Origin of the sequence: Pseudomonas sp. MOIL14HWK12:I1, assembly GCF_000510705.1 — a bacterium.
Taxonomy (GTDB): domain Bacteria; phylum Pseudomonadota; class Gammaproteobacteria; order Pseudomonadales; family Pseudomonadaceae; genus Chryseomonas; species Chryseomonas oryzihabitans.
The window spans coordinates 845,884-868,438 of sequence record NZ_AZNY01000003.1 but is presented as its reverse complement, the minus strand read 5'-3'; the positions used below and the strand labels follow the sequence as shown (position 1 = coordinate 868,438).

At 67.0% G+C, this 22,555-nt stretch carries 19 protein-coding genes; 11 read left to right on the top strand and 8 right to left on the bottom strand.

What is annotated here, in order from left to right; genetic code table 11:
• Nucleotides 1-4: 4 nt before the first annotated feature.
• Complete coding sequence (gene mrcB, locus PSEK12I1_RS0104000; protein WP_027600755.1) at nucleotides 5-2,347, bottom strand: penicillin-binding protein 1B; 2,343 nt, start codon at nucleotides 2,345-2,347, stop codon at nucleotides 5-7.
• 153 nt (nucleotides 2,348-2,500) lie between these two features.
• On the opposite strand from mrcB, the gene PSEK12I1_RS0103995 reads away from it, so the two are divergent.
• Together PSEK12I1_RS0103995 and PSEK12I1_RS0103990 are read left to right on the top strand one after the other, a co-directional pair.
• Complete coding sequence (locus PSEK12I1_RS0103995) at nucleotides 2,501-4,048, top strand: bifunctional aminoglycoside phosphotransferase/ATP-binding protein (RefSeq protein ID WP_027600754.1); 1,548 nt, start codon at nucleotides 2,501-2,503, stop codon at nucleotides 4,046-4,048.
• Nucleotides 4,049-4,178: 130 nt separating this feature from the next.
• Nucleotides 4,179-4,991 (top strand): cyclic nucleotide-binding domain-containing protein, encoded by an 813-nt coding sequence (locus PSEK12I1_RS0103990; protein WP_027600753.1) that lies wholly within the window; start codon nucleotides 4,179-4,181, stop codon nucleotides 4,989-4,991.
• Nucleotides 4,992-5,170: 179 nt separating this feature from the next.
• Here the strand turns inward: PSEK12I1_RS0103990 and deoA are convergent, their stop codons facing one another.
• The 6 genes from deoA to PSEK12I1_RS0103960 form a co-directional block, all read right to left on the bottom strand.
• Complete coding sequence (gene deoA, locus PSEK12I1_RS0103985) at nucleotides 5,171-6,481, bottom strand: thymidine phosphorylase (protein ID WP_027600752.1); 1,311 nt, start codon at nucleotides 6,479-6,481, stop codon at nucleotides 5,171-5,173.
• An 11-nt stretch (nucleotides 6,482-6,492) separates the two neighbouring features.
• The gene (locus PSEK12I1_RS0103980; RefSeq protein ID WP_007159699.1) at nucleotides 6,493-6,906 is read right to left on the bottom strand and encodes a cytidine deaminase; all 414 of its coding nucleotides are present in this window, start codon (nucleotides 6,904-6,906) and stop codon (nucleotides 6,493-6,495) included.
• A gap of 13 nt (nucleotides 6,907-6,919) precedes the next feature.
• Complete coding sequence (locus tag PSEK12I1_RS0103975; protein WP_007159700.1) at nucleotides 6,920-7,855, bottom strand: nucleoside-specific channel-forming protein Tsx; 936 nt, start codon at nucleotides 7,853-7,855, stop codon at nucleotides 6,920-6,922.
• A 151-nt stretch (nucleotides 7,856-8,006) separates the two neighbouring features.
• Complete coding sequence (locus PSEK12I1_RS0103970) at nucleotides 8,007-9,269, bottom strand: NupC/NupG family nucleoside CNT transporter (protein ID WP_007159701.1); 1,263 nt, start codon at nucleotides 9,267-9,269, stop codon at nucleotides 8,007-8,009.
• Between the two features lie 105 nt (nucleotides 9,270-9,374).
• Nucleotides 9,375-10,082, bottom strand: coding sequence for a DNA/RNA nuclease SfsA (gene sfsA / locus PSEK12I1_RS0103965; RefSeq protein WP_027600750.1), 708 nt, complete (start codon nucleotides 10,080-10,082; stop codon nucleotides 9,375-9,377).
• Complete coding sequence (locus tag PSEK12I1_RS0103960) at nucleotides 10,079-11,254, bottom strand: pyridoxal phosphate-dependent aminotransferase (RefSeq protein ID WP_027600749.1); 1,176 nt, start codon at nucleotides 11,252-11,254, stop codon at nucleotides 10,079-10,081. Before PSEK12I1_RS0103960 ends, sfsA begins: the two co-directional genes overlap by 4 nt.
• Nucleotides 11,255-11,545: 291 nt before the next feature.
• Between PSEK12I1_RS0103960 and dksA the strand changes: the two genes are divergently transcribed.
• On the top strand, nucleotides 11,546-11,989 hold the full coding sequence (gene dksA, locus PSEK12I1_RS0103955; protein WP_007159704.1) for an RNA polymerase-binding protein DksA: 444 nt from the start codon (nucleotides 11,546-11,548) through the stop codon (nucleotides 11,987-11,989).
• A gap of 84 nt (nucleotides 11,990-12,073) precedes the next feature.
• A complete protein-coding gene (gene gluQRS, locus PSEK12I1_RS0103950; RefSeq protein ID WP_027600748.1) occupies nucleotides 12,074-12,964 on the top strand; it encodes a tRNA glutamyl-Q(34) synthetase GluQRS in 891 nt (296 codons plus the stop codon).
• Here gluQRS and PSEK12I1_RS0103945 read toward each other — a convergent pair.
• Nucleotides 12,961-13,377, bottom strand: coding sequence for a VOC family protein (locus tag PSEK12I1_RS0103945; RefSeq protein WP_027600747.1), 417 nt, complete (start codon nucleotides 13,375-13,377; stop codon nucleotides 12,961-12,963). The genes gluQRS and PSEK12I1_RS0103945 overlap by 4 nt on opposite strands.
• Nucleotides 13,378-13,481: 104 nt before the next feature.
• Here PSEK12I1_RS0103945 and PSEK12I1_RS24535 point away from each other — a divergent pair, with 104 nt between their 5' ends.
• The 7 genes from PSEK12I1_RS24535 to panC all read left to right on the top strand — a co-directional run bounded on the left by PSEK12I1_RS24535 (nucleotide 13,482) and on the right by panC (nucleotide 22,498).
• A complete protein-coding gene (locus PSEK12I1_RS24535; protein ID WP_007159707.1) occupies nucleotides 13,482-13,658 on the top strand; it encodes a hypothetical protein in 177 nt (58 codons plus the stop codon).
• Nucleotides 13,642-16,590: a sensor histidine kinase gene (locus tag PSEK12I1_RS0103935; protein WP_027600746.1), complete on the top strand. Its 2,949-nt coding sequence runs from the start codon at nucleotides 13,642-13,644 to the stop codon at nucleotides 16,588-16,590. Before PSEK12I1_RS24535 ends, PSEK12I1_RS0103935 begins: the two co-directional genes overlap by 17 nt.
• Before the next feature lie 115 nt (nucleotides 16,591-16,705).
• Complete coding sequence (locus PSEK12I1_RS0103930) at nucleotides 16,706-18,124, top strand: sigma-54 dependent transcriptional regulator (protein ID WP_007159709.1); 1,419 nt, start codon at nucleotides 16,706-16,708, stop codon at nucleotides 18,122-18,124.
• 698 nt (nucleotides 18,125-18,822) lie between these two features.
• Nucleotides 18,823-20,214: a polynucleotide adenylyltransferase PcnB gene (locus PSEK12I1_RS0103925; protein ID WP_007159710.1), complete on the top strand. Its 1,392-nt coding sequence runs from the start codon at nucleotides 18,823-18,825 to the stop codon at nucleotides 20,212-20,214.
• The gene (folK, locus tag PSEK12I1_RS0103920; RefSeq protein ID WP_371099463.1) at nucleotides 20,211-20,714 is read left to right on the top strand and encodes a 2-amino-4-hydroxy-6-hydroxymethyldihydropteridine diphosphokinase; all 504 of its coding nucleotides are present in this window, start codon (nucleotides 20,211-20,213) and stop codon (nucleotides 20,712-20,714) included. Before PSEK12I1_RS0103925 ends, folK begins: the two co-directional genes overlap by 4 nt.
• A gap of 129 nt (nucleotides 20,715-20,843) precedes the next feature.
• Nucleotides 20,844-21,644 carry a 3-methyl-2-oxobutanoate hydroxymethyltransferase gene (panB, locus tag PSEK12I1_RS0103915; protein ID WP_007159712.1) on the top strand — a complete coding sequence of 267 codons (801 nt, stop codon included), beginning with the start codon at nucleotides 20,844-20,846 and terminating at the stop codon, nucleotides 21,642-21,644.
• A complete protein-coding gene (panC, locus tag PSEK12I1_RS0103910; RefSeq protein ID WP_027600744.1) occupies nucleotides 21,641-22,498 on the top strand; it encodes a pantoate--beta-alanine ligase in 858 nt (285 codons plus the stop codon). The genes panB and panC overlap by 4 nt, the downstream gene beginning before the upstream one ends.
• The last annotated feature ends 57 nt before the right edge of the window (nucleotides 22,499-22,555 follow it).

Below are 22,555 nucleotides of genomic sequence, written 5' to 3'. Positions count from 1 at the left end.
CCTCTCAATTCAACCAACCCTTGACCCAATCCATGACCGGATTGCCGCCGTTGCCGTTGCCGCCGGCGGCGGGTGCGGCCGGCGCGCCACAGGAGGCGCCCGGTGGCGGCTCACTGCCGCGAATATAAGGCATCTGCACGGCGTTGGGACACGAGGGATCCGTGCCGCGCCCGGTGGTGGCATCGACCCAGGCCTGGGTGATGTTGTCCGGCACCGGCATGTCCAGGGAGACCGGATCGGCGCGACGCATGAAGTTGCTCCAGACCTGCAGGGCGCCGGTGGCACCTGTCAGGGGCGTCTTGCCGTTGTCGTCGCGACCCAGCCAGACCACCGCCAGCAGATCCTGGCTGAAGCCGGAGAACCAGCTGTCGCGGGAATCGTTGGTGGTGCCGGTCTTGCCCGCCAGGTTCACGCTGGTGGGGATCTGGTTGTAGACCGAGCGCCCGGTGCCTTCGCGCATGACGCGCTGCATGGCGTACTGCACCAGGTAGATGGCGCCGGTATCGAAGCGCTGCTCGATCTGGAAGGGATAGCGCTTGAGCGGCTCGCCATTGGCGTCGAGCACGCTGCGGATGCTGCGTAGCGGCGTGTTGAAGCCACCGTTGGCCAGCGTCTGGTACATGGTCGCCACTTCCATGGGCGTCAGGGCACCGGCGCCGAGCAGGGTCGCCGGATAGGGCGGCAGGGCGCGACTCACGCCCAGGCGCGCGACGGTCTTGAGCACCTCGGGGACCCCGAGATCCAGGCCCAGGCGCGCGGTGGACAGGTTGTAGGAATGCGCCAGCCCCTGATAGAGGAAGATGGTGCCGTGCGCCTTGTGCTCGTAGTTCTGCGGCCGCCAGACCTGGCCATCGGCGCCCTTCACCGAGAAGGGCTCATCCTGGATCAGGGTGGTCAGGGTGTACTTGCTGGGGCGCTCGAGGGCGGTGAGATAGACCGCCGGCTTGATTAGCGAGCCGACCTGGCGCACCGCGTCGAGGGCGCGGTTGTAGCCGGCGAAGCGTGGATCGCGGCCACCCAGCAGCGCCTGGACCTCACCGGTTTCCGGATTGGTCACCACCATGGCCGACTCGACGTTTTCCGCACCCTTGCGGCCGTCGATGCGCTTCATGGTCTCGCCCATGGCGGCTTCGGCCTTGGTCTGCAGGATGGGGTCGAAGCTGGTGAAGATGCGCAGCCCTTCTTCGGTGAGGTCTTCGTCGCGGTAGTCCTGCTTGAGCTGGCGCTTGACCAGGTCGACGAAGGCCGGGAAGGAACTGTTGGTCAGGCTGCCGGCCTTGGTGATGCCCAGCGGCCGAGCCTTGGCCGCTTCCGCCTCGGTGGCGCTGACCACGCCCTGCTCGGCCATGAGGTCGAGCACCAGGTTGCGGCGGGTCATGGCGCGCTCGGGATAACGGCGCGGGTTGTAGTAGGACGGGCCCTTCACCAGACCGACCAGCAGGGCGACCTGATGCAGTTTCAGCTCGCTGAAGGGCTGGCCGAAGAAGTACTGGGCGGCCAGACCAAAGCCGTGGATGGCGCGCGAGCCGTCCTGACCGAGGAACACCTCGTTGAGGTAGGCCTCGAGGATCTCCTGCTTGCTGTAGTGCAGCTCCAGCAGCAGCGCCATCAGGGCTTCGGTGCCCTTGCGGGTGATGCTGCGCTCGTTGGTGAGGTAGAAGTTCTTGACCAGCTGCTGGGTCAGGGTACTGCCGCCCTGGCGCACCTGGCCGCTGGTGGCGTTGACCCAGACCGCCCGGGCGATGGACTTGGGCGAGACGCCGTGGTGATGCCAGAACTCGCGGTCCTCGACGGCCACCAGGCCATCGACCAGGTGCGGCGGCGCCTGGTCGAGCTTGATGAGGATGCGATCCTCGTTATGTGCCGGATAGATGCCGCCGATCATCAGCGGCTCCAGGCGGGCCACGGCCAGATTGCTGCCATCCAGGGCGCTGACGCCGGAGACGGTGCCGCCGGCGAAGCGCACGCGGATCGCCCGGGCCGGCTCGACGCCTTCGTAGAACTGGAAGCCGCGGGTGTTCAGCTCGACCGTGGAGGCCCCCACGGAGACGCTGCCGGGGCCGTCCACGGTCTTCTCGCGGCGATAGCCGAGGGCGTCGAGTTCGGTGAGGAAGTCGTCACGGCTGAGCTTGACGCCGTTGAACAATTCCAGCGGCCGAGCATAGACCTTGGCCGGAATGGTCCAGCGCTTGCCGGAGAATTTTTCCTGGACCACGGCATCCAGATAGATGCATAGGCCAGCCAGGGCTACCAGCGCGACCAGACCAAGCTTGACTGCCCAGCCGGACAGGCGGCGCCAGTCAAAGGTCTTGCGCTTGCGGGAACGAGAGGATCGGGGTCGCTTCATGGCGGCGCATTATACGCACTTGCCCGGTGGCCGACAGCGGCCTGCCAGCGCTTCGTCAGCTGGGGTTCAAGGACGCCCCTTCCCGGTGTCGCGGCTTGCGTGGACCGCCCTGGCAGCGATAATGCCGCCATCCATTCCCTACAAGGACCGCCCGTGAGCCAGCTCCTGATTTCCGCCCTGCAGAACCCGGCGCTCTATCCCCATCCCACCTCGGCGTTCCGGGTCATCGAAACCCATATTTCCTGGGTCGTGCTTACTGGCGAGGTCGCCTACAAGATCAAGAAGCCGGTGAATTTCGGTTTCCTCGACTTCACCGACCTGGAAGCCCGTGGCCACTTCTGCCGCGAGGAGCTGCGCCTCAACCAGCGCCTGACCCGCGATCTCTACCAGGACGTGGTGGCCATCACCGGCAGCGAAAGCGCTCCCGAGCTGGGCGGCAGCGGTCCGGTGATCGAATACGCCCTGCGCATGCGCGAATTCCCCCAGAGCCAGCTGCTCAGCGAGGTGCAGCAGCGCGGCGAGCTGACCGAGGCGCACATCGACGCCCTGGCTGCACAGATCGCCCGCTTCCACCTGGCCGCACCCCAGGTAGGGACCGAGCATCCGCTGTGCACCCCGGACGCCGCCATGGCGCCGGTGCGGCAGAATTTCGAGCAGATCCGCGCCATGCTCGGCGAAGCGGCCGATCTCCGGCAGCTCGACCAGCTGGAAGCCTGGGCCGAAGCCAGCTACGCGCGCCTGCTGCCGCTGTTCGAGGCGCGTTGCCGTGACGGCTTCATCCGCGAATGCCATGGCGACATCCACCTGGCCAACGCCACCCTGCTCGACGGCGAGGTGGTGCTGTTCGACTGCATCGAATTCAACGAGCCCTTCCGCCTGACCGACACCATGGGCGATGCCGGCTTCCTGGCCATGGACCTGGAAGATCGCGGCCTCAAGGCCCTGAGCAACAGATTCGTCAATGCCTACTTTGAGGCGACCGGCGACTACAGCGGCCTCGCCCTGCTCGACTTCTACAAGGCCTATCGCGCCATGGTGCGCGCCAAGATCGCCCTCTTCCGCCTCGGCCAGGCCGAAGAGCCGGCGCTGCGGGCCGAGATCCTTGCCAGCTATCGCAGCTACACGGCCCTGGCCGAAGGCTATACCCAGGTGCCCCAGCCCTTCGCGGCGGTGATGCACGGGGTGTCGGGGATCGGCAAGAGCACCGTGGCCCTGGCCCTGGTCGAGGCGCTCGGCGCCATTCGCCTGAGATCCGATGTCGAGCGCCAGCGCCTCTATGCCGACAGCGACGAGGCCACCCGCTACAGCGCCGCAGCCGGCGAAGCCACCTATGCGCGCCTGCACGAGATCGGCGCCCAGGTACTGGCGGCCGGTTATCCGCTGGTGCTCGACGCCACCTACCTCAAGCAGGCCCAGCGCGCTGCGGCCCAGGCCCTGGCCGAAGCCCAGGCCGCGCCCCTGCTGATCATCGACTGCCAGGCGGACGACGAACTCATCGCCCGCTGGCTGCAGGAGCGCCAGGCCGAGGGGACCGATCCTTCCGAAGCCACCCTCGCGGTGGTGGCAGCCCAGCGCCAGGCCCAGGATCCGCTCGAACCCGCCGAGCAGGATCGGGCGCTGGTAGTGGAGCTGGGTCGCGCCGGACAGCTGGAGGCCCTGCCGGCTCGCCTGCTGCGCCGCCTGGGTCGCGCCCCGGCCTGACCACGACCTCCTGGGGGGCAGAACAAGCGTTCCGTCACAGCTCGTGGAGTTGTGGATTTACGGTCGCCGACGAGCGGCTTATCGTGCGACCCACGTCACAACCTCTGCGTAACAAGAAGGAATTGGCACCATGTACCTCATCGGCGATCAGCCTCCCTATGTCGATCAGTTGCGTCAGGCGCTGCAGGCCATTCCGGCGCGACTGGTCAGTGGTGTGGCGCCGAGTCGGCAGCCCCTGCAGCTGAGTCCCGCCGCCCTGCTGCAGGACTGGATGCGCCATGACGAGGTCTATCTGATCCAGCGTGGCCCGCTGCGGGTGGTCCTGGATCAGCGGGCGCTGTTCCAGCTCGGCGAGGGCGACCTGATCGGCCTGGGGCGCACCCTTGATCTGCCGATCCTCAATTACGAGAGCGAGGCCGACGTGCGGGTGCTGCCCTACGACCGCGAGACCTTTCTCGCGGCGGCCACCGCCACGCCGGTCCAGCGCGATGCCCTGCTGAGGTACATGCTGGGTCAACAATCGCTGCTGGCCCAGGCGCTGATCCGGCTCAAGCCGCCGGTCACCCAGCCGGCCACCGGCTTTCGTCGCTATGCCGCCGGCGAGGTCATCATCCGCCAGGGCGATTCCGCCGAGCATGTCTTCGTCATTACCGAAGGCCATGCCGAGGCCTGGGTCGATGGCTGCAAGGTCGGCGAGGTCTGCCAGGACGAGATCGTCGGCGCCCTGGCGGTGTTCACCCATACGCCTCGTACCGCCAGCGTCATCGCCAAGACCGTCTGCACCGTGCTGGTGATCCCCCAGGATCAGTTCGTTTCCCTGATGGAGACCACCCCGCGCATCGCCCACAGCCTGATCGAAAACATGGCGCGCCATATCGACACCCTGAACAAGGAGGTCACCCGCCTGCGCGGTGCCCAAGAGCGACCTTCCAGCGGTAATTAAGAAATATTCTCGAATACGCTTGACGATGGAATGAGAATTGTTATTATTCAACTCAGCCGGTCGCGAGACCGGTCGATAACTGAAGGTCCAGCAGTTGGTCTTTCGGGTTATCTCCTCATCAGGCTAATCACGGTTTTGGACCCGGCTCTGCCGGGTCTTTTTTTGCCTGAAATCCGGCGCTAGCGCCGATCCAGCACGACGGGCACGGCATCGGCCGGCCGCTCCTCCCCCAGGCCATAGGCCAGCTGCAGGTGTTGGGCAGCCCGCGCGGCGCTCTGGGCGTCGCCGGCATGGATCACCCCCAGGGGCCGGTGCTCGTCGACCCACTCGCCGGGCAGTGCCAGGCCGGCCAGACCCACCGCCGGATCCACTTCATCCTCCGGACGTTGCCGCCCGCCGCCCAGTTCAACCACCAGCAGACCGAGGGCGCGGGTATCCACCTGCCGCACCCAGCCCGGGCGGGCCGGATGGACGGCGCGCACCACCGGAGCCCGGGGCAGATGCTGCCAGGGCCGCTCGGTCAGGTCGGACGGACCGCCCAGGGCCAGGTTCATCGCCGCGAAACGCGCCAGGGCGGCGCCGCTCTGCCAGGCCTCCAGCACCAGGCGCTCGGCCGCCATGGCATCGCTGGCGAGTCCGGCCAGTTGCAGCGCTTCCCCGGCCAACGCCTGGATCACCTGCCAGAGGCGCTCGCTGCGCACCTCGCCGGTCAGCAGGGCGATGGCCTCCTCCACCTCCAGGGCATTGCCGGCGCTGCGCGCCAGCGGCTGGCCCATGTCGGTGACCAGGGCGCGGGTCCGGACCCCGGCGGCTTCGGCGACCTCGACGATGCTGTCGGCCAGGCGCAGAGCCGCGTCGCGCTCGGCCATGAAGGCGCCGCCGCCGGTCTTGACGTCCATGACCAGCACGTCCAGGCCGGCGGCCAGTTTCTTGGCCAGGATGGAGGCAGTGATCAGGTCCACCGATTCCACCGTGGCGGTGACATCGCGGATGGCATAGAGGCGGCGATCGGCCGGGGCCAGATCGGCGTCCGGACCGACGATGGCGCACCCCACCTCGGCCACCACCTGGCGAAAGCGCGCCAGGCCAGGCCGGATGCAATAGCCGGGGATGCTCTCCAGCTTGTCCAGGGTGCCGCCGGTGTGGCCCAGGCCGCGCCCGGAGATCATCGGCACGTGGCAGCCACAGGCGGCGAGCAGCGGCGCCAGTACCAGGCTGGTGAGATCGCCCACGCCGCCGGTGGAATGCTTGTCCACCACCGGCCCCGGCAGCTCCCAGTGCAGCACCTGGCCGCTGTCGCGCATGGCCAGGGTCAGGGCGGTGCGCTCGGCGGCGGTCATGCCGCGCAGCAGGGTGGCCATGGCGAAGGCGGCGATCTGGCCTTCGCTAAGGCTGTCGTCGACGATGCCGCGGACCAGTCGCTGGAGATCCGCAGCCGTGAGTTCCAGGCCATCGCGCTTCTGGCGGATCACCTCCTGGGCAAGCCACATGGGCGGACTCCTTAGAAGTCGTCGAAGGCGCCGGGCAGCAGCTCGGCCAGGGTCCAGGTGCGGGTACGGCCGGGTTCGCTGCCGCTGCAGACGATGGTCGCGTCGGGCGCCATCAGCTCCAGCAGCACCTGGCGACAGGCACCACAGGGACTGATCAGGGGAACGCCCGGCGCATGGATGGCCATGGCGGTGAAGCTGCGCGGCGGCAGGCCCCGGCTGATGGCGGCGAACAGGGCGCTGCGCTCGGCGCAGTTGGTCAGGCCATAGGAGATGTTTTCCACGTTGCAGCCATGGATGACTTCGCCCTCGGCGGTCAGCAGGGCGGCGCCCACGGGAAATTCCGAATGCGGACAGTAGGCGCGCTCGGCCGCAGCGACCGCTTGCGGAAGCAGTGCGGCCAGGTGCGCAGGCAGGTTGGTGCTCATGACAGTCTCCAGATCAGAATTGATAACCCACCCCCGCATAGTAGCCCCAGCCGTTGGAGCGGCCCTCGAAATCGCCCTCGCCAAAGTTCAGCTCGGTGCCGTCGCGCCAGTTGCCGCCATTGTGGAAATGCCGCGCAGCGAACATGAAGCGCAGGTGGGTGAAGGCATAGAGCAGCACGTTGGTGGACACGGTGGCATTGGCCGTACGTCCCGGCTCGTCGCCCAGCTTCGAGCCGAAATCGAAGTTGGTGAAGCCGACATAGGTCAGGGAAGCGCCGTTGTCGAACTTGGCCAGCGGCCAGATGTACTTGAGCTGGGCCCGATAGCCGTCCCAGGAATTCTCGTTGGCGGCGCCATAGTTTTCCCACTGGCGGCGGCCGTAGAGGTTGGCGGACAGCAGCACCGGGGTATGGGTCTCGATATCGGTACCGAAGCCGGCGTAGAGGGTGTTCTGCCGACTGGCTCGGCTGCTGCCGTGGTCGTAGATCCAGTCGAAGGCCAGGTACCACTCCTTGAACGGTCCGAAGGCCAGCGAGCGACCACTGAGCTGATCGATGGAGATACGCGGTTCGTGCTCCATGAACAGGGGCGAGCCGCGGTCCCAGACGCCGGAGTCATGGCTGTTGCCGATACCCAGTACCCTGGGCACGTCGATGTAGCCATAGAGTTCGAAGGGCCCCTTGCGGCCGAAGTACTCGTACTCCAGATAGACGTCGTCCACGGGCTGCGGGCCGAAGCTGATGTCCTTGCTGCCGATCAGGGTCAGATCCTGGTTGTACCAGGACGACAGATAGGGCGAGCGATTGTCCGTCTGTTGCGCGGCGGGACTGGCGGTCTCGCCCTGGGCGCTGTCGGTGGCGACGGCGGGAGCGGCCAGCAGCTGGGCGCTGCAGCAGAACAGGAGCGGTAGTGCGCCGAAGCGCACGCGACGGAGGCGGGAAAACGTCATGAGGAGGGTTCCTGAGCGAAAGCCTTTAGAAGCCGCGGACAACCCGTGGCGGCGAAGCAGGCGCACGCCACGGTCATCCGCTGTTACGTTTTGGCGCACCCAGGCCAGCGGTGCACCATAAAGTGGACCGGATGGTCCAATCGATATCGAGCTAGAGGCCGATGAAGAAGCCGGCCAGGGCCGCGCTCATCAGGTTGGCCAGGGTGCCGCCAAGCATGGCGCGCAGGCCCAGCTGAGCCAGTTCGTGACGCCGCTGGGGCGCGATGCCGCCCAGGCCGCCGAGCTGGATGGCGATGGAAGAGAGATTGGCGAAGCCGCAGAGGGCGAAGGTGACGATGACCTGGGTATGCGCCGAGAGCGGCTGGACGCCCGCCGCTGCCGACTTGACCGGGTCCAGATAGGTCGAGAGGTCGGCATAGGCGACGAATTCGTTGAGCACCAGCTTCTGACCGATGAAGCCACCGGCCTGTACCGCCTCGTTCCAGGGCACGCCGATGAGGAAGGCCACCGGCGCCAGCAGATAGCCCAGCACCAGCTGCATGCTCAGTTGCGGCACGCCGAACCAGGCGCCGCACCAGCCGAGGATGCCGTTGAGCAGGGCGATCAGGGCGATGAAGGCCAGCAGCATGGCACCGACCGCCAGGGCGATGCGCAGGCCGACCTGGGCGCCTTCGGCGGCTGCGTCTATGACGTTGGCTGGGCGCTCCTCCCCTTCCCCCAGGGTCTTCATGGCCTGGTCGCGCGGCTGTTCGGTCTCCGGCTCCATCAGCTTGGCCATCAGCAGGCCGCCCGGAGCGGCCATGAAGCTGGCGGCGATCAGGTACTTGAGTTCCACGCCCATGCCGGCGTAGCCCAGCAGCACCGAACCGGCCACCGCGGCGAAACCGCCAACCATGATGGCGAACAGCTCCGAGCGGGTGAGATCGGCGATGAAGGGCCGCACCACCAGCGGCATTTCCGACTGGCCGAGAAACAGGGTCGCGGTGACCGTGGTGGATTCCACCCGACTGGTGCCGAGCAGGGCATGCAGCGCGCCGCCCACCAGGCGGATGATCCAGCCCATGATGCCCAGGTAGTAGAGCACCGCGATCAGGCTGCCGAAGAAGACGATCAGGGGCAGCACCCGCACGGCGAAGACGAAGCCACCGTTACCGAAGTACTCGAACATCTTCGGTCCGGCGAGACCGCCGAAGAGGAACTCGATGCCCTTGTCGGCATAGAGCTGCAGCGAAGAGACGGCGCCGGAGACGCTGCCGAGCACCTGCTGGCCCCAGGGAATGTAGAGGACGAACAGGCCGAGCCCCGCCTGCAACAGAAAGGCCGCGAGCACGGTACGCACGCGAATGGCGCGCCGCTGGCGGGAAAAGAGGATGGCGATGGCCACCAGCAACAGCATGCCCAACACAGAGATCATCAAGAGACTCCTGACAGGATCGCCCGATAGCGGCGATCGATGGGCGATATCCGTAAGCAAGGCGCCTGCCAGATCCTGTCCGGGCGATCAGCTTTTTGTGACTGCCTAGTCAGCGAGGCGCAGCGGTCGGTCCAGCTCCAGGCCCGCGGGCGAGAGCCGTGCCCCATAAGCCAGCACCTGCACACCCTGGCGACGGGCTTCGCCCAGGGCCAGGGCATAGGCGGCATCAATTTCCGCGGCCGGGCGTACCGCCTTGATGCCGTCGAGCAATACGCAATAGAGCAGCACGGCCCGCTCACCGGCCGCGGCCAGGGCCGCCAGCTCGCGCAGATGGCGGGCCCCACGGGTGGTCACGGCGTCGGGAAAGGCGGCGATCGCGGTGTCGGCAAAGCCCAGGGTGACGCTCTTGACCTCCAGGTACAGCGGCCCCGCGGGATACTCCAGGCGAAAATCGGCGCGACTGTTCTCCAGCCCGTAGGCCACCTCCCGGCGCAGGGCGGTGAAGCCGGCCAGTTCGGGAATGCCACCGGCCAGCAAGGCCTCCTCCACCAGGCGATTGGCACGGGCGGTATTGATGCAGGCCAGGCGGCCGTGATCCGTCTCGACCAACTCCCAGGTGCCGGGCAGCTTGCGCTTGGGACCACTGGCGCGGCTGAACCAGACGCGGGCGCCTGCCGGCTGGCAGTGGAGCATGGAACCGGTATTGGGGCAGTGCAGGGTCAGCACCTCGCCGCTGGCGGTCTCGATGTCGGCGAGAAAGCGCTTGTAGCGGCGCAGCAGGCGACCCTCTTCCAGGGGCGGCTCGAATCTCACCGGGCGCTCCAGCGCTGCAATCCCTGGGCGATGCGGGCGACGGCCTCTTCCAGGCGCGGCAGCGACTGGGTGTAGGCGAAGCGCACATGGGTGTCGGCGCGGTAGCGACCGAAATCCAGGCCGGGGGTGATGGCGACGTGCTCGGTCTCCAGCAGAAACTGGCAGAAGGCATAGGCGTCGCCGCCAAAGGCGGCGATGTCGGCATAGAGGTAGAAGGCGCCCTGGGGCTCGACGGCAATCTCAAAGCCCAGCTCGCGTAGCGCTGGCAGCAGGTAGTCGCGGCGGCGGGCGAATTCGGCGCGCCGCTCTTCGAAGATGGCCATGGCCTCCGGGGTGAAACAGGCCAGGGCCGCCTGCTGGGCCACGGTGGAGGCGCTGATGTAGAGATTCTGCGCCAGCTTTTCCAGCTCCGGCACCGCGGCGCGCGGCGCCACCAGCCAGCCGAGGCGCCAGCCGGTCATGCCGAAGTACTTGGAGAAGCTGTTAAGCACGAAGGCCGAGTCGTCCACCTCCAGCACGCTGGGGGCGTCCAGGCCGTAGGTCAGGCCGTGGTAGATCTCGTCCACCACCAGGTGACCACCGCGGGCCTTGAGGGCGGCCGACAGCCCGGCGAGTTCGTCGCGATCCAGCAGGGTGCCGGTCGGATTGGCCGGCGAGGCCACCAGGGCGCCGACGCTGTCCGCCTGCCAGTGCCGCGCGACCAGTTCGGGGGTGAGCTGGTAGCGGGTCTCGGCGCCGACCGGAATCAGCTGGGCCGCGCCTTCCACCAGGCGCAGGAAGTGTCGATTGCAGGGATAGCCGGGATCGGCCAGCAGCCAGTGACGCCCGGGATCGACCAGCAGGGCGCTGGCCAGCAGCAGGGCACCCGAGCCGCCGGGGGTGATCAGCACCCGTTCCGGATCCAGGTCGACGCCGTAGCGCTCGCCATAGAAGGCGGCGATGGCGCGGCGCAACTCCGGCAGGCCGCGGGCCGCGGTGTAGCGGGTCTGACCGGCCGCCAGCGCGGCCTGGCCGGCCGCGACCACCGGGGCGGCGGTGGTGAAATCGGGCTCGCCGATCTCCAGGTGGATGACGTCATGCCCGGCGGCCTGGAGCTGGTTGGCGCGCTCCAGCAGGGCCATCACATGGAAGGGCTCGATGGCCTGGCTGCGCGCGCTGTAGGAATTGGACATGGAGGGGGTCCGAACTTGTGGCGAAGGCGGGATTCTAACCAAGGCTTCGCAGACCGGCATCCGCCGCGTCGGCAAGGAGCGGGAGGCCAGTAGTAGCGCCCCCTGGAAGCTTCTGGTAAGTTCGCCGGCTTGCATCCGCAGGGCGACTGGCCAGTCGAGAACATATTCAGCCTGGCGTCGGCATTGCGCGGGACGCCATCGGCAGCCACAGACCCCGGGCGTTCCAACATGGAGAGGCCTGGAAACGCATCCAGCCTGTGGACAGGATCAGCGAAAGTGAGAGGGTCAATCATGCCCAGCGAAGCAAATCAGCAGAACAATCATCTGGCCCGTGGCTACGAACCCTACCAGCCTGCCAAGGGTGAGGAATACATGAGTGAGCGCATGCGCGCCCACTTCACCGGCATTCTGAACAAGTGGAAGCAGGAACTGCGCGAAGAAGTCGATCGCACCGTGCACCACATGAAGGAAGAAGCGGCCAACTTCGCCGACCCGGCCGACCGCGCGACCCAGGAAGAGGAATTCAGCCTGGAACTGCGTGCCCGCGACCGCGAGCGCAAGCTGATCAAGAAGATCGACGAGACGTTGCAGCTGATCGAAGACAACGAATACGGCTGGTGCGACTCGTGCGGCGTGGAAATCGGTATCCGTCGCCTGGAAGCCCGTCCGACCGCCAGCCTGTGCATCGACTGCAAGACCCTGGCCGAGATCCGCGAGAAGCAGACCGGGACCTGAGTCCTGCTGCCTCACCGACGAGGGCGCTACGGCGCCCTTTGTTCTTTCCAGACTTCGGATTTTCCGGCATTCACAGGATGAGCTATGTCCAGGCGCCCCTATGTCGGCCGTTTCGCCCCCACGCCCAGCGGCTATCTGCACTTCGGCTCGCTGGTTGCCGCCCTCGCCTCCTACCTGGATGCCCGCGCTGCGGGCGGGCAGTGGCTGGTGCGCATGGAAGACCTGGACCCCCCGCGCGAGGTCCCCGGCGCTCAGGCGGCCATCCTCACCACTCTGGAGGCCTACGGCTTCGAATGGGACGGCCCGGTGCTGCGCCAGAGCGAGCGCCTGGACGCCTATCGCGCGGTCATCGCGCAGTGGCTGGCCAGCGGCCTGGCCTATGCCTGCGACTGCTCGCGCAAGCAGCTCGAAGGCAGTGGCGGCCTCTACCCCGGATACTGCCGCAATCGCGGCCTGCCGGCGACGGACGCCGCCATCCGCATCCGTGTCCCTGAGCTGGACTACCGCTTCGTCGACCGGGTGCAGGGCGAATTCCGCCAGCACCTGGGCCGCGAGGTGGGCGACTTCGTCATCCAGCGCCGCGACGGCCTGATCGCCTACCAGTTGGCGGTGGTGATGGACGATGCCCTGCAGGGCATGACCGACGTGGTGCGGGGCGCCGACCTGCTGGACTCGACGCCCCGCCAGCTCTATCTGCAGGAATTGCTCGGTCATCCGGCGCCGCGCTATCTGCACGTGCCACTGCTGATCCAGCCCGATGGCCACAAGCTGGGCAAGAGCTACCGCTCGCCGCCGCTGCCACCCGAGCAGGCCGGCGGCTTGCTGGTGCGCGCCCTGCGCACCCTGGGCCAGCCGACGCATGCGGAGCTGGCCCGGGAAACCCCGGCCAGGGTGCTGGCCTGGGGCGTCGCCCACTGGGATGCCGCGCTGATCCCGCGGGTGCCGCACCTGGCCGAAGCCCGGCTGCCGGACTAGTAGTTGGGCCAGAGGCCGGGCGTGGCCAGTTCCAGCAGATGTCCGTCCGGATCGCGGAAATACAGGCTGATCGCGCCACGCGGCCAGCGGGTGCGTTCTTCGATGGCGACCCCGGCAGCCACCAGGTGTACGGCCCAGGCTTCCAGTTCATCCGCCGCGACGGCCAGGGCCAGGTGCTGACAGCCCTGGGCGCCATGGGGCGGAATGCAGCCGCCCGGCAGCCTGACGGGCTGTTCGGTAGTGCCCCGCTGGAACAGCAACAGGACGCTGGCGCCCACCGCATAGGCGGCCAGGCGCTCGTCGGCGAACATCGGCGTGAGCCCCAGCAGCTCTTCATAGAAGCGCCGGGCCCGGGGCAGATCGGCGACATAGAGCGCGGTTTCCAGCACGGCGGCGAGACGGGGTCTGGTCATCGGCGAACTCCGGCGGGGAAAGAAGCCTTCACGTTAGAGGCCTCCCTCTCCGGGGTACAGCGCTTTTGCATTACCATGGCGCCATCGCCGTTCGGGAACCGCGCATGTACATCTACCGGCTGGTCCTGCTCCTCGTGGTAGGCATCTATCTGTTCTCCCCCGCCATCATGGATTGGTGGATCGCTCCCAGCGGCGCCTGGTATCGCCCCTACCTGCTGTGGCTCATCCTCATCGTGGTGACCTTTATCCTGCAGAGCCAGCGCGATGCCGACGAGCTTTAGTCTGTCCCAACTGGTGCTGATCAGCGCCGGTTACCTGCTGATCTTCTTTGGCGTCGCCTGGATGACCGAGAAGGGCTGGGTGCCGCGCCGGCTGGTGCGCCATCCGCTGATCTACACCCTGTCGCTGGGCGTCTACGCCAGCGCCTGGGCCTTCTATGGCACCGTGGGCCTGGCCTACGACTACGGCTACGGCTTTCTCGCCTACTACCTGGGCCTGTGCGGCGCCTTCTTGCTGGCGCCGGTGCTGCTCTATCCCATCCTGCGCCTGACCCGTGCCTACCAGCTGGCGTCCCTGGCCGATCTTTTCGCCTTCCGTTTCCGCAGCACCTGGGCCGGCGCCCTCACCAGCCTGGGCATGCTGATCGCCGTGCTGCCGCTGCTGGCGCTGCAGATCCAGGCGGTGGCCACCAGCACCGGCATCCTGGTGCAGGCCCGCGCCCAGGACGCCCCGGCGCTGGGCTTCTGCCTGCTGATCACCCTGTTCGCCATGCTCTTCGGCGCGCGCCAGATCAATTCCAAGGAACGCCACGAGGGCCTGGTAGTGGCCATCGCCTTCGAATCCCTGGTCAAGCTGCTGGCCCTGGGCATCGTCGGCGGCGTCACCCTCTATACCGTGTTCGGCGGACCCAACGGCCTGGAGACCTGGCTGCAGCAGAACCAGAGCGCCCTCTCCACCCTGCACACCCCGCTGCAGGAAGGTCCCTGGCGGATCCTGCTGCTGGTGTTCTTTGCCGCGGCCATCGTCACCCCGCACATGTACCACATGGCCTTCACCGAGAATCTCAGTCCCCAGGCGCTGGTCAGTGCCAGCTGGGGCCTGCCGCTGTTCCTGCTGCTGATCAGCCTGGCGGTGCCGCCGATTCTCTGGGGTGGCCTGGCGCTGGGTTCGCCGACGCCGCCGGAGTACTTCACCCTGGGCGTGGGCCTGGCGCTGGACAATCCGCTGCTGGCGCTGGTGGCCTTCGTCGGCGGGCTGTCGGCGGCCAGCGGCCTGATCATCGTGGTGACCATGGCGCTGTCGGGCATGCTGCTCAACCACATCGTGCTGCCGCTCTACCAGCCGCCCACCGACGGCAACATCTATCGCTGGCTGCGCATGACCCGGCGCATGCTGATCGCCGCCATCATCCTCGGCAGCTATGGCTTCTATCGCCTGCTGCAGGGCCATGGCGATCTCTCCAGCCTGGGCATCGTCTCCTTTGTCGCCACCGTGCAATTCCTGCCCGGCGCGCTGTCGGTGCTCTACTGGCAGACGGCCAATCGCAAGGGCTTCATCGCCGGCCTGCTGTGCGGCCTGGGCCTGTGGTTCCTGAGCATGCTCATGCCGCTGGTGGCCGACATCAATCCGCTGCACATCGGCGTCTTCAGCTATCGCATCAGCGCCAGCAACTGGCACCTCGCCGCCGTGGCCTCGCTGACCGTCAACGTGCTGGTGTTCGCCCTGGTCTCGCTCTTCACCGAGGCCAGCGAAGAAGAGAAGAGCGCCGCCGAGGCCTGCGCCGTGGACAACGTCCGCCGTCCGCAGCGCCGCGAACTGGCGGCCAGCTCGCCCCAGGACTTCGCCGCCCAGCTGGCCAAGCCGCTGGGCGCCAAGACCGCGCAGAAGGAAGTCGAGCGCGCTCTGGCCGATCTGCTGCTGCCCTATGACGAGCGCCGCCCCTATGCCCTGCGCCGGTTGCGCGATCGCATCGAGGCCAATCTCTCCGGCCTGATGGGCCCGCGGGTCGCCCAGGACATCGTCGAGACCTTTCTGCCGTTCAAGGCGGAAAGCGAGGCCTATGCCACCGAAGACATCCACTTCATCGAGAATCGCCTGGAAGACTACCAGTCGCGCCTGACCGGCCTGGCCGCCGAACTGGACGCCCTGCGCCGCTATCACCGCCAGACCCTGCAGGAGTTGCCCATGGGCGTCTGCTCCCTGGCGCGTGACCGCGAGATCCTCATGTGGAACCGCGCCATGGAAGAACTCACCGGCATCGACGGCGCCCGGGTGGTGGGTTCGCGCCTGAGCGCCCTGCCCGATCCCTGGCAGGACCTGTTCGAGCGCTTTCTCGCCGAACCGGCGCAGCAGCACCTCTACAAGCAGCGGCTGCCCCAGGAACACGAGCAGCGCTGGCTCAACCTGCACAAGGCGACCATCGACGAACCCCTGGCGGTGGGCAGCAACGGCACGGTGCTGGTGGTGGAAGACATCAGCGAGACCCAGCTGCTGGAAGACCGCCTGATCCATTCCGAGCGTTTGGCCTCCATCGGCCGGCTGGCCGCGGGCGTCGCCCACGAGATCGGCAATCCGGTCACCGGCATCGCCTGCCTGGCGCAGAACCTGCGCGAGGAGCGCGAGGCGGACGAAGAGATCGACGAGATCAGCAGCCAGATCATCGAGCAGACCCGGCGCATTACCCGCATCGTCCAGTCGCTGATGAGTTTCGCCCATGCCGGCGGTCGCCAGCAGGCCCACGAACCGGTGTGCGTGGCCGAGGCGGCCCAGGAGGCCATCGCCCTGCTCTCCCTCAACCGCCAGAGCGTGGACGTCGACTTCTTCAATCTCTGCGATCCCGCACACCTGGTGCAGGGCGATCCCCAGCGGCTGGTGCAGGTGATGATCAACCTGCTGTCCAACGCCCGGGACGCCTCGCCGCCCGGTGCGCCGATCCGGGTGCGCAGCGAGGCCCAGGGCCAGACCGTGACCCTGAGCGTCGAGGACGAGGGCAGCGGCATTCCCAAGGCCATCGTCAGCCGGCTGTTCGAACCCTTCTTCACCACCAAGGATCCGGGCAAGGGGACGGGGCTTGGCTTGGCGCTGGTCTATTCCATCGTAGAAGAGCATTATGGTCAGATAATGATCGATAGTCCTACCGACCCCGTGACCGGCCAGGGCACCCGCATCCGGGTACTGCTGCCGCGCTATCTCGGGTTGCCGGAGGCGCCGTGACGGACCCATCCGCCTGCTGGATGGATCTGCTAAAGCATTCGGAAGTCCAGACGACCGCGACAAGACACGCTGCCTGGCGTGGGTCGTCTTGCCTTCCCGTAAGAGAGCGCACTTGATGGCCCATATCCTGATTGTCGAAGACGAGAAGATCATCCGTTCGGCGCTGCGCCGTCTGCTGGAGCGCAACCAGTTCCGCGTCAGCGAAGCCGGGTCCGTGCAGGAAGCCCAGGATCTCTACGATGTCTCGAGCTTCGATCTCGTCATCAGCGATCTGCGTCTGCCCGGCGCCCCCGGTACCGAGATGATCGATCTCGCCAAGGGCAAGCCGGTGCTGATCATGACCAGCTACGCCAGCCTGAGATCGGCGGTCGACTCTATGAAGCAGGGCGCGGTGGACTACATCGCCAAGCCCTTCGATCACGACGAGATGCTGCAGGCCGTGGCGCGCATCCTGGTGGAGCGTGAACAGCGCCAGCCGGCTGCCGCCGTCGAGGAAAGCGTCGCGCCGCCGCCGGCCACCGGCGAGATCGGCATCATCGGCAACTGCGCGCCGATGCAGGACCTCTTCGGCAAGATCCGCAAGGTCGCCCCCACCGATTCCACTGTGCTCATCCAGGGCGAGTCGGGCACCGGCAAGGAACTGGTGGCGCGGGCGCTGCACAACCTGTCGCGCCGGGCCAAGGCACCGCTGATCTCGGTCAACTGCGCGGCCATTCCCGAAACCCTGATCGAATCCGAACTCTTCGGCCACGAGAAGGGCGCCTTCACCGGCGCCAGCGCCAGCCGTACCGGCCTGGTGGAAGCGGCCGACGGCGGCACCCTGTTTCTCGACGAGATCGGCGAATTGCCGCTGGAAGCCCAGGCGCGCCTCTTGCGCGTGCTGCAGGAGGGCGAGATCCGCCGGGTCGGCTCGGTGCAGTCGCAAAAGGTCGATGTGCGCCTGATCGCCGCGACCCACCGGGATCTCAAGGGCCTGGCCAAGATCGGTCAGTTCCGCGAAGACCTCTTCTATCGCCTCAACGTCATCTCCCTGCGCCTGCCGGCCCTGCGCGAGCGCGGTGGCGACGTCATGGAGATCGCCCGGGTATTTCTCGCCCGTCAGTCCGCGCGCATGAGTCGCCCGGGGCTCAAGTTCGGCGCCGAAGCCGAGGCCGCCATCCGCCACTACAGCTGGCCGGGTAACGTGCGCGAGCTGGAGAACGCCATCGAGCGCTCGGTGATCCTCAGCGAAGGCCAGGAGATCAATGCCGACCAGCTGGGCATCGACGTCGAGCTCGGCGAGCTGGAGCTGGCCGACAGCTACCTGGATCCGCTGCCCAGCGCGGGCCTGGGGAACGGCAACGGCGCCCACGAGCCCACCGAGGACCTCTCGCTGGAGGACTACTTCCAGCACTTCGTGCTCGAGCATCAGGATCACATGACCGAGACCGAACTGGCGCGCAAGCTCGGCGTCAGCCGCAAGTGCCTGTGGGAACGTCGCCAGCGCCTGGGCATTCCACGGCGCAAGGCCAGCGCCAGCAGCGACGCCAGCTGATCCACGCCGGGACGCGGCAGCCCTGCACGTCCCGCGGTAACACCCTCCCGCCACGCCTCCCCATCCTTTGCAATGTGTTACCGCCGTAACAGGAGGCGGGTTCAGCGGTAACGAAAATCTCCCTGTAGCCACCAGGCAAAAAGGCTACATTTTTTGTAAACCACTGAAATAAAAGGATTTTTCAAAACTGGCACGGCATCTGCTTTATGTTCTGGCACAAGAACAATAAAAACGTACCCCCTCCATAACAAAAACAAGACGTAGCGACTCCAGCACAACAAGAACAAGCAGGCGGAGGCGTAGCTAACTGATCATTTTGGAGAAGAGTCGTCTTGCGGGATGGTCCCGCGATGTCAGGCCAGAGAACAATAAAACTGCCCCGAGGCAGCACCCGTACCAGGCAGAGCAGGAATGATCCTGACGACATCAGCTTCCAAAGTAATCCGTTTGCTCTTGGCTCTAGACTTCAGAGCCTTTCCGGCGGCCGGTATCCGCACGGGACAGACCGCACAAGAAAAACAAGAGGTCTGGATAGACAATAAAAACAAAGCACGTACCACTTTGGGGGGGAGCTTCGGCTCCCCCAGTGCCTTTGACAGCCTCCCCTCCCTCGTTCAAGATCCCCTCCTTATCTATTGCGCAACGGCTCCCGCTGTGGTCCAGATTGCGTATAGCCGTCTCTCCGAACAGAAACTCGCATGCTGAAGAAGCTGATCCAGACTCTGCGCTCGCCCCTGCGGCGTACTCCGCCCGCGCCTGCCTTGCCCATCGAACTGCCCCGCAGTCAGCATGCTCTGGAACGAGAGCGCATCAGTCGCTACGCCCTGAGTGTCGTCGACCGGCTGGAAAAGGCGGGTTATCAGGCCTACCTGGTGGGCGGTTGCGTCCGGGACCTGCTGCTGGGCTTCGAGCCCAAGGACTTCGACGTCGCCACCAGCGCCACGCCCGAGCAGGTGCGGGCCGAATTCCGCAATGCGCGGGTCATCGGGCGGCGCTTCAAGCTGGTCCACGTGCATTTCGGCCGCGAGATCATCGAGGTCGCGACCTTCCGCGCCAATCACCCCACCGGGGATGCCGAGGACGAGACCCAGGGCTCGCGCCATGAAAGCGGCCGGATCCTGCGCGACAACATCTATGGCAACCAGGAACAGGATGCCCAGCGGCGCGACTTCACCATCAACGCGCTCTACTACGACGCCAGCGGCGAACGCATCCTCGACTACGCCAACGGCACCCAGGACATCCGCCTGCGGCAGATCCGGCTGATCGGCGATCCGGAGCAGCGCTACCTGGAAGATCCGGTGCGGATGCTGCGCGCCGTGCGCTTCGCCGCCAAGCTGGATTTCGAGATCGAGGCCGCCACCGCCGAACCCATCAGCCGCCTGGCGCCGCTGCTGCGGGACATTCCGGCACCGCGGCTGTTCGACGAGGTCATCAAGCTGCTGCTGGGTGGCAAGGCCGAGCGCACCTTCGAGCTGCTCTGCCAGTACGGGCTGTTCGCCCCGCTGTTTCCGGCCAGTGGCGAAGCCCTGGAGCGTGACCCGGAATACGCCGGCAGCCTGATCCGCCAGGCCCTGGCCAATACCGACGCCCGCATCCGCGAAGGCAAGCCGGTCACCCCGGCCTTCCTCTTCGCCGCCCTGCTCTGGCCGGCCTTGCCCGAGCGCGTCCGTCATCATCAGGACCTCGGCCTGCCGCCGATTCCGGCCATGCAGGAAGCCGCCCACGACCTCACCCAGCAGCAGTGCCAGCGCACCGCCGTCCCCAAGCGTTTCACCATGCCCATGCGCGAGATCTGGGACATGCAGGAACGCCTGCCGCGCCGCCAGGGCAAGCGCGCCGATCAGTTGCTGGAAAATCCGCGCTTTCGCGCCGGCTACGACTTCCTGCTGCTGCGCGAGAGCGCCGGCGAGGAAACCGGTGGCCTGGGCGACTGGTGGACCCGCTACCAGGAGGTCGGCGACAGCCAGCGGCGCGAGATGATCAAGAACCTCAGCCGCGACGAAGGCGCACCGGCCAAGCGGCGCCGCCGCGGCGGCAGCAATCGCAAGCGGCGCACTTCGGATGCGCCCACCGCCGGCGACGAATGATGGAAAGGGTCTATCTCGGTCTGGGCAGCAACCTGGCCGAGCCGCAGCGCCAGCTGGAGGCGGCCCTCGAGGCCCTGGCCCGATTGCCTCACAGTGAGCTGGTGGCGGTCTCCGCCTTCTATGCCAGCGATCCCCTGGGACCACCCGATCAGCCGCGCTACGTCAACGCAGTCGCCGCCCTGGACACCGGGCTCGAGCCCCTGGCGCTGCTCGACGCCACCCAGGCCATAGAGCAGCAGCAAGGCCGCGTGCGCAAGGATGAACGCTGGGGTCCGCGGACCCTGGACATCGACATCCTGCTATTCGGCGAGCGACTGATCGACGAGCCACGCCTGCAGGTGCCGCACTACCACCTCCAGGCCCGTGCCTTCGTCCTCTATCCGCTGGCCGATCTCGCCCCCGCACTGCACCTGCCCGATGGCCGCCGCTTGCCGGACCTGCTGTCCGCCTGCCCTTTCGAAGGCCTGGAGCGGCTGCTACCGTCGTCATCCACGCGGTAACACAGCCGTAACACCGAGCATTGACTTGTGCCGGATGCGCCGGGACTATAGCAGCCGTTTGCGCGCGGCCACCCCGCGCCCGCGGCGCCCAGACAATAACCATAGCGCCGTCCCACGAGGACCCCTTGCATGCCTGATATCAGCCTCACGACCCTTCAGGGGCTCAAGCAGCGCGGCGAAAAGATCGCCATGCTGACCGCCTACGATGCCACCTTCGCCCAGGCCGCCAGTCAGGCCGGCGTCGAGATGCTGCTCATCGGCGATTCCCTCGGCATGGTGCTGCAGGGTCACGACAGCACCCTGCCGGTGACCCTCGACGACATGGTCTACCACACCGCCTGCGTCAAGCGCGGCCACGCGGGTGCCTTCATCGTCGCCGACCTGTCGTTCATGACCTATGCCACCCTGGAGCAGACCCTGACCAGCGCCGGTCGCCTGATGCAGGCGGGCGCGCAGATGGTCAAGCTCGAGGGCGATGCCTGGCTGGCCGAACCCATTCGCCGCCTGGCCGCCAATGGCGTGCCGGTCTGCGCCCACCTGGGCCTGACGCCCCAGTCGGTCAACGTCTTCGGCGGCTTCAAGGTACAGGGCCGCGATCCGGCCCGGGCGCAGCAGTTGCGCGAGGCGGCGCGTGAGCTGGAGGAAGCCGGCGCGGCCATGCTGCTGCTGGAATGCGTGCCTTCGGCGCTGGCCGAGGAAATCACCCGGGCCGCCCGGGTGCCGGTGATCGGTATCGGCGCCGGGGCGGCCACCGATGGCCAGGTACTGGTGCTGCACGACATGCTCGGCCTGGCCCTGCGCGGGCGCACGCCGAAATTCGTGCGCAACTTCATGGCCGGTCAGGACAGCATCCAGGCTGCCCTGGCGGCCTATGTCGCTGCCGTCAAGGACGGCAGCTTTCCCGCTCCCGAACACGGATTCTCCGCATGAAAACGGTCCATAGCGTCCGCGAACTGCGCGCCGCCGTCGCCGCCGCGCGCCGCCAGGGCCTGCGCATCGGCCTGGTGCCCACCATGGGCAATCTGCACGCCGGCCATATCGCCCTGGTCGACACCGCGCGGCGTCACGCCGACTTCGTGGTGGCGAGCATCTTCGTCAATCCGCTGCAATTCGGTCCCACCGAGGATCTGGACACCTATCCGCGCACCCTGGCGGAAGACAGTCGCCAGCTGAACGAGGCCCACTGCGACCTGCTGTTCGCGCCGGCAGTGGCCGAGATGTATCCCAATGGCATGGACGGCCTGACCCGGGTGAATGTCCCCGTGGTGTCCGAAGGCCTGTGCGGTGCGCGCCGGCCCGGGCATTTCGAAGGCGTGGCGACGGTGGTCACCAAGCTGTTCCAGATGGCGCAACCGGACGTGGCGGTGTTTGGCGAGAAGGACTATCAGCAGCTGGCGGTGATCCGCAAGCTGGTCCAGGACCTGGACATGCCCATCGAGATCGTCGCCCAGCCCACGGTACGGGCCACCGACGGCCTGGCGCTGTCGTCGCGCAATGGCTATCTCGATGACCACCAGCGGGCCAGTGCGCCCTGCCTGTACAGCCTGCTCAGGCGCCTCGCCGATCAGCTCGCCGCCGGCGCCGCGGTCGAGCCGACCCTCGCCGCCGGTGTCACCGAATTGCAAGCTCAGGGGCTCAAGGTCGACTATCTGGAATTGCGCGAGCAGCTGAGTCTGCAACCGGCCGGGTCGGACACCACCGCGCTGGTCCTGCTGGTGGCGGCCTACCTCGGCCAGACCCGCCTGATCGACAATCTGAGCTTTCGCCGCAGGGCCCGAGTGTGACGCAACCGAAGGTTAGCTCACCCGACCCTGCCTGAACCCTGGAAGCCCGGAACATAC

What these genes read in the sequence shown, in the direction of transcription:
- PSEK12I1_RS0103945 (WP_027600747.1), bottom strand. Translation starts at nt 13,377, where the DNA reads ATGACCAGACCCCGTCTCGCCGCCGTGCTGGAAACCGCGCTCTATGTC.
- mrcB (WP_027600755.1), bottom strand. Translation starts at nt 2,347, where the DNA reads ATGAAGCGACCCCGATCCTCTCGTTCCCGCAAGCGCAAGACCTTTGAC.
- folK (WP_371099463.1), top strand. Translation starts at nt 20,211, where the DNA reads ATGATGGAAAGGGTCTATCTCGGTCTGGGCAGCAACCTGGCCGAGCCG.
- PSEK12I1_RS0103975 (WP_007159700.1), bottom strand. Translation starts at nt 7,855, where the DNA reads ATGACGTTTTCCCGCCTCCGTCGCGTGCGCTTCGGCGCACTACCGCTC.
- deoA (WP_027600752.1), bottom strand. Translation starts at nt 6,481, where the DNA reads ATGTGGCTTGCCCAGGAGGTGATCCGCCAGAAGCGCGATGGCCTGGAA.
- PSEK12I1_RS0103960 (WP_027600749.1), bottom strand. Translation starts at nt 11,254, where the DNA reads ATGTCCAATTCCTACAGCGCGCGCAGCCAGGCCATCGAGCCCTTCCAT.
- PSEK12I1_RS0103970 (WP_007159701.1), bottom strand. Translation starts at nt 9,269, where the DNA reads ATGATCTCTGTGTTGGGCATGCTGTTGCTGGTGGCCATCGCCATCCTC.
- dksA (WP_007159704.1), top strand. Translation starts at nt 11,546, where the DNA reads ATGCCCAGCGAAGCAAATCAGCAGAACAATCATCTGGCCCGTGGCTAC.
- PSEK12I1_RS0103990 (WP_027600753.1), top strand. Translation starts at nt 4,179, where the DNA reads ATGTACCTCATCGGCGATCAGCCTCCCTATGTCGATCAGTTGCGTCAG.
- PSEK12I1_RS0103980 (WP_007159699.1), bottom strand. Translation starts at nt 6,906, where the DNA reads ATGAGCACCAACCTGCCTGCGCACCTGGCCGCACTGCTTCCGCAAGCG.
- PSEK12I1_RS0103925 (WP_007159710.1), top strand. Translation starts at nt 18,823, where the DNA reads ATGCTGAAGAAGCTGATCCAGACTCTGCGCTCGCCCCTGCGGCGTACT.
- PSEK12I1_RS0103930 (WP_007159709.1), top strand. Translation starts at nt 16,706, where the DNA reads ATGGCCCATATCCTGATTGTCGAAGACGAGAAGATCATCCGTTCGGCG.
- panB (WP_007159712.1), top strand. Translation starts at nt 20,844, where the DNA reads ATGCCTGATATCAGCCTCACGACCCTTCAGGGGCTCAAGCAGCGCGGC.
- gluQRS (WP_027600748.1), top strand. Translation starts at nt 12,074, where the DNA reads ATGTCCAGGCGCCCCTATGTCGGCCGTTTCGCCCCCACGCCCAGCGGC.
- panC (WP_027600744.1), top strand. Translation starts at nt 21,641, where the DNA reads ATGAAAACGGTCCATAGCGTCCGCGAACTGCGCGCCGCCGTCGCCGCC.
- PSEK12I1_RS0103935 (WP_027600746.1), top strand. Translation starts at nt 13,642, where the DNA reads ATGCCGACGAGCTTTAGTCTGTCCCAACTGGTGCTGATCAGCGCCGGT.
- PSEK12I1_RS24535 (WP_007159707.1), top strand. Translation starts at nt 13,482, where the DNA reads ATGTACATCTACCGGCTGGTCCTGCTCCTCGTGGTAGGCATCTATCTG.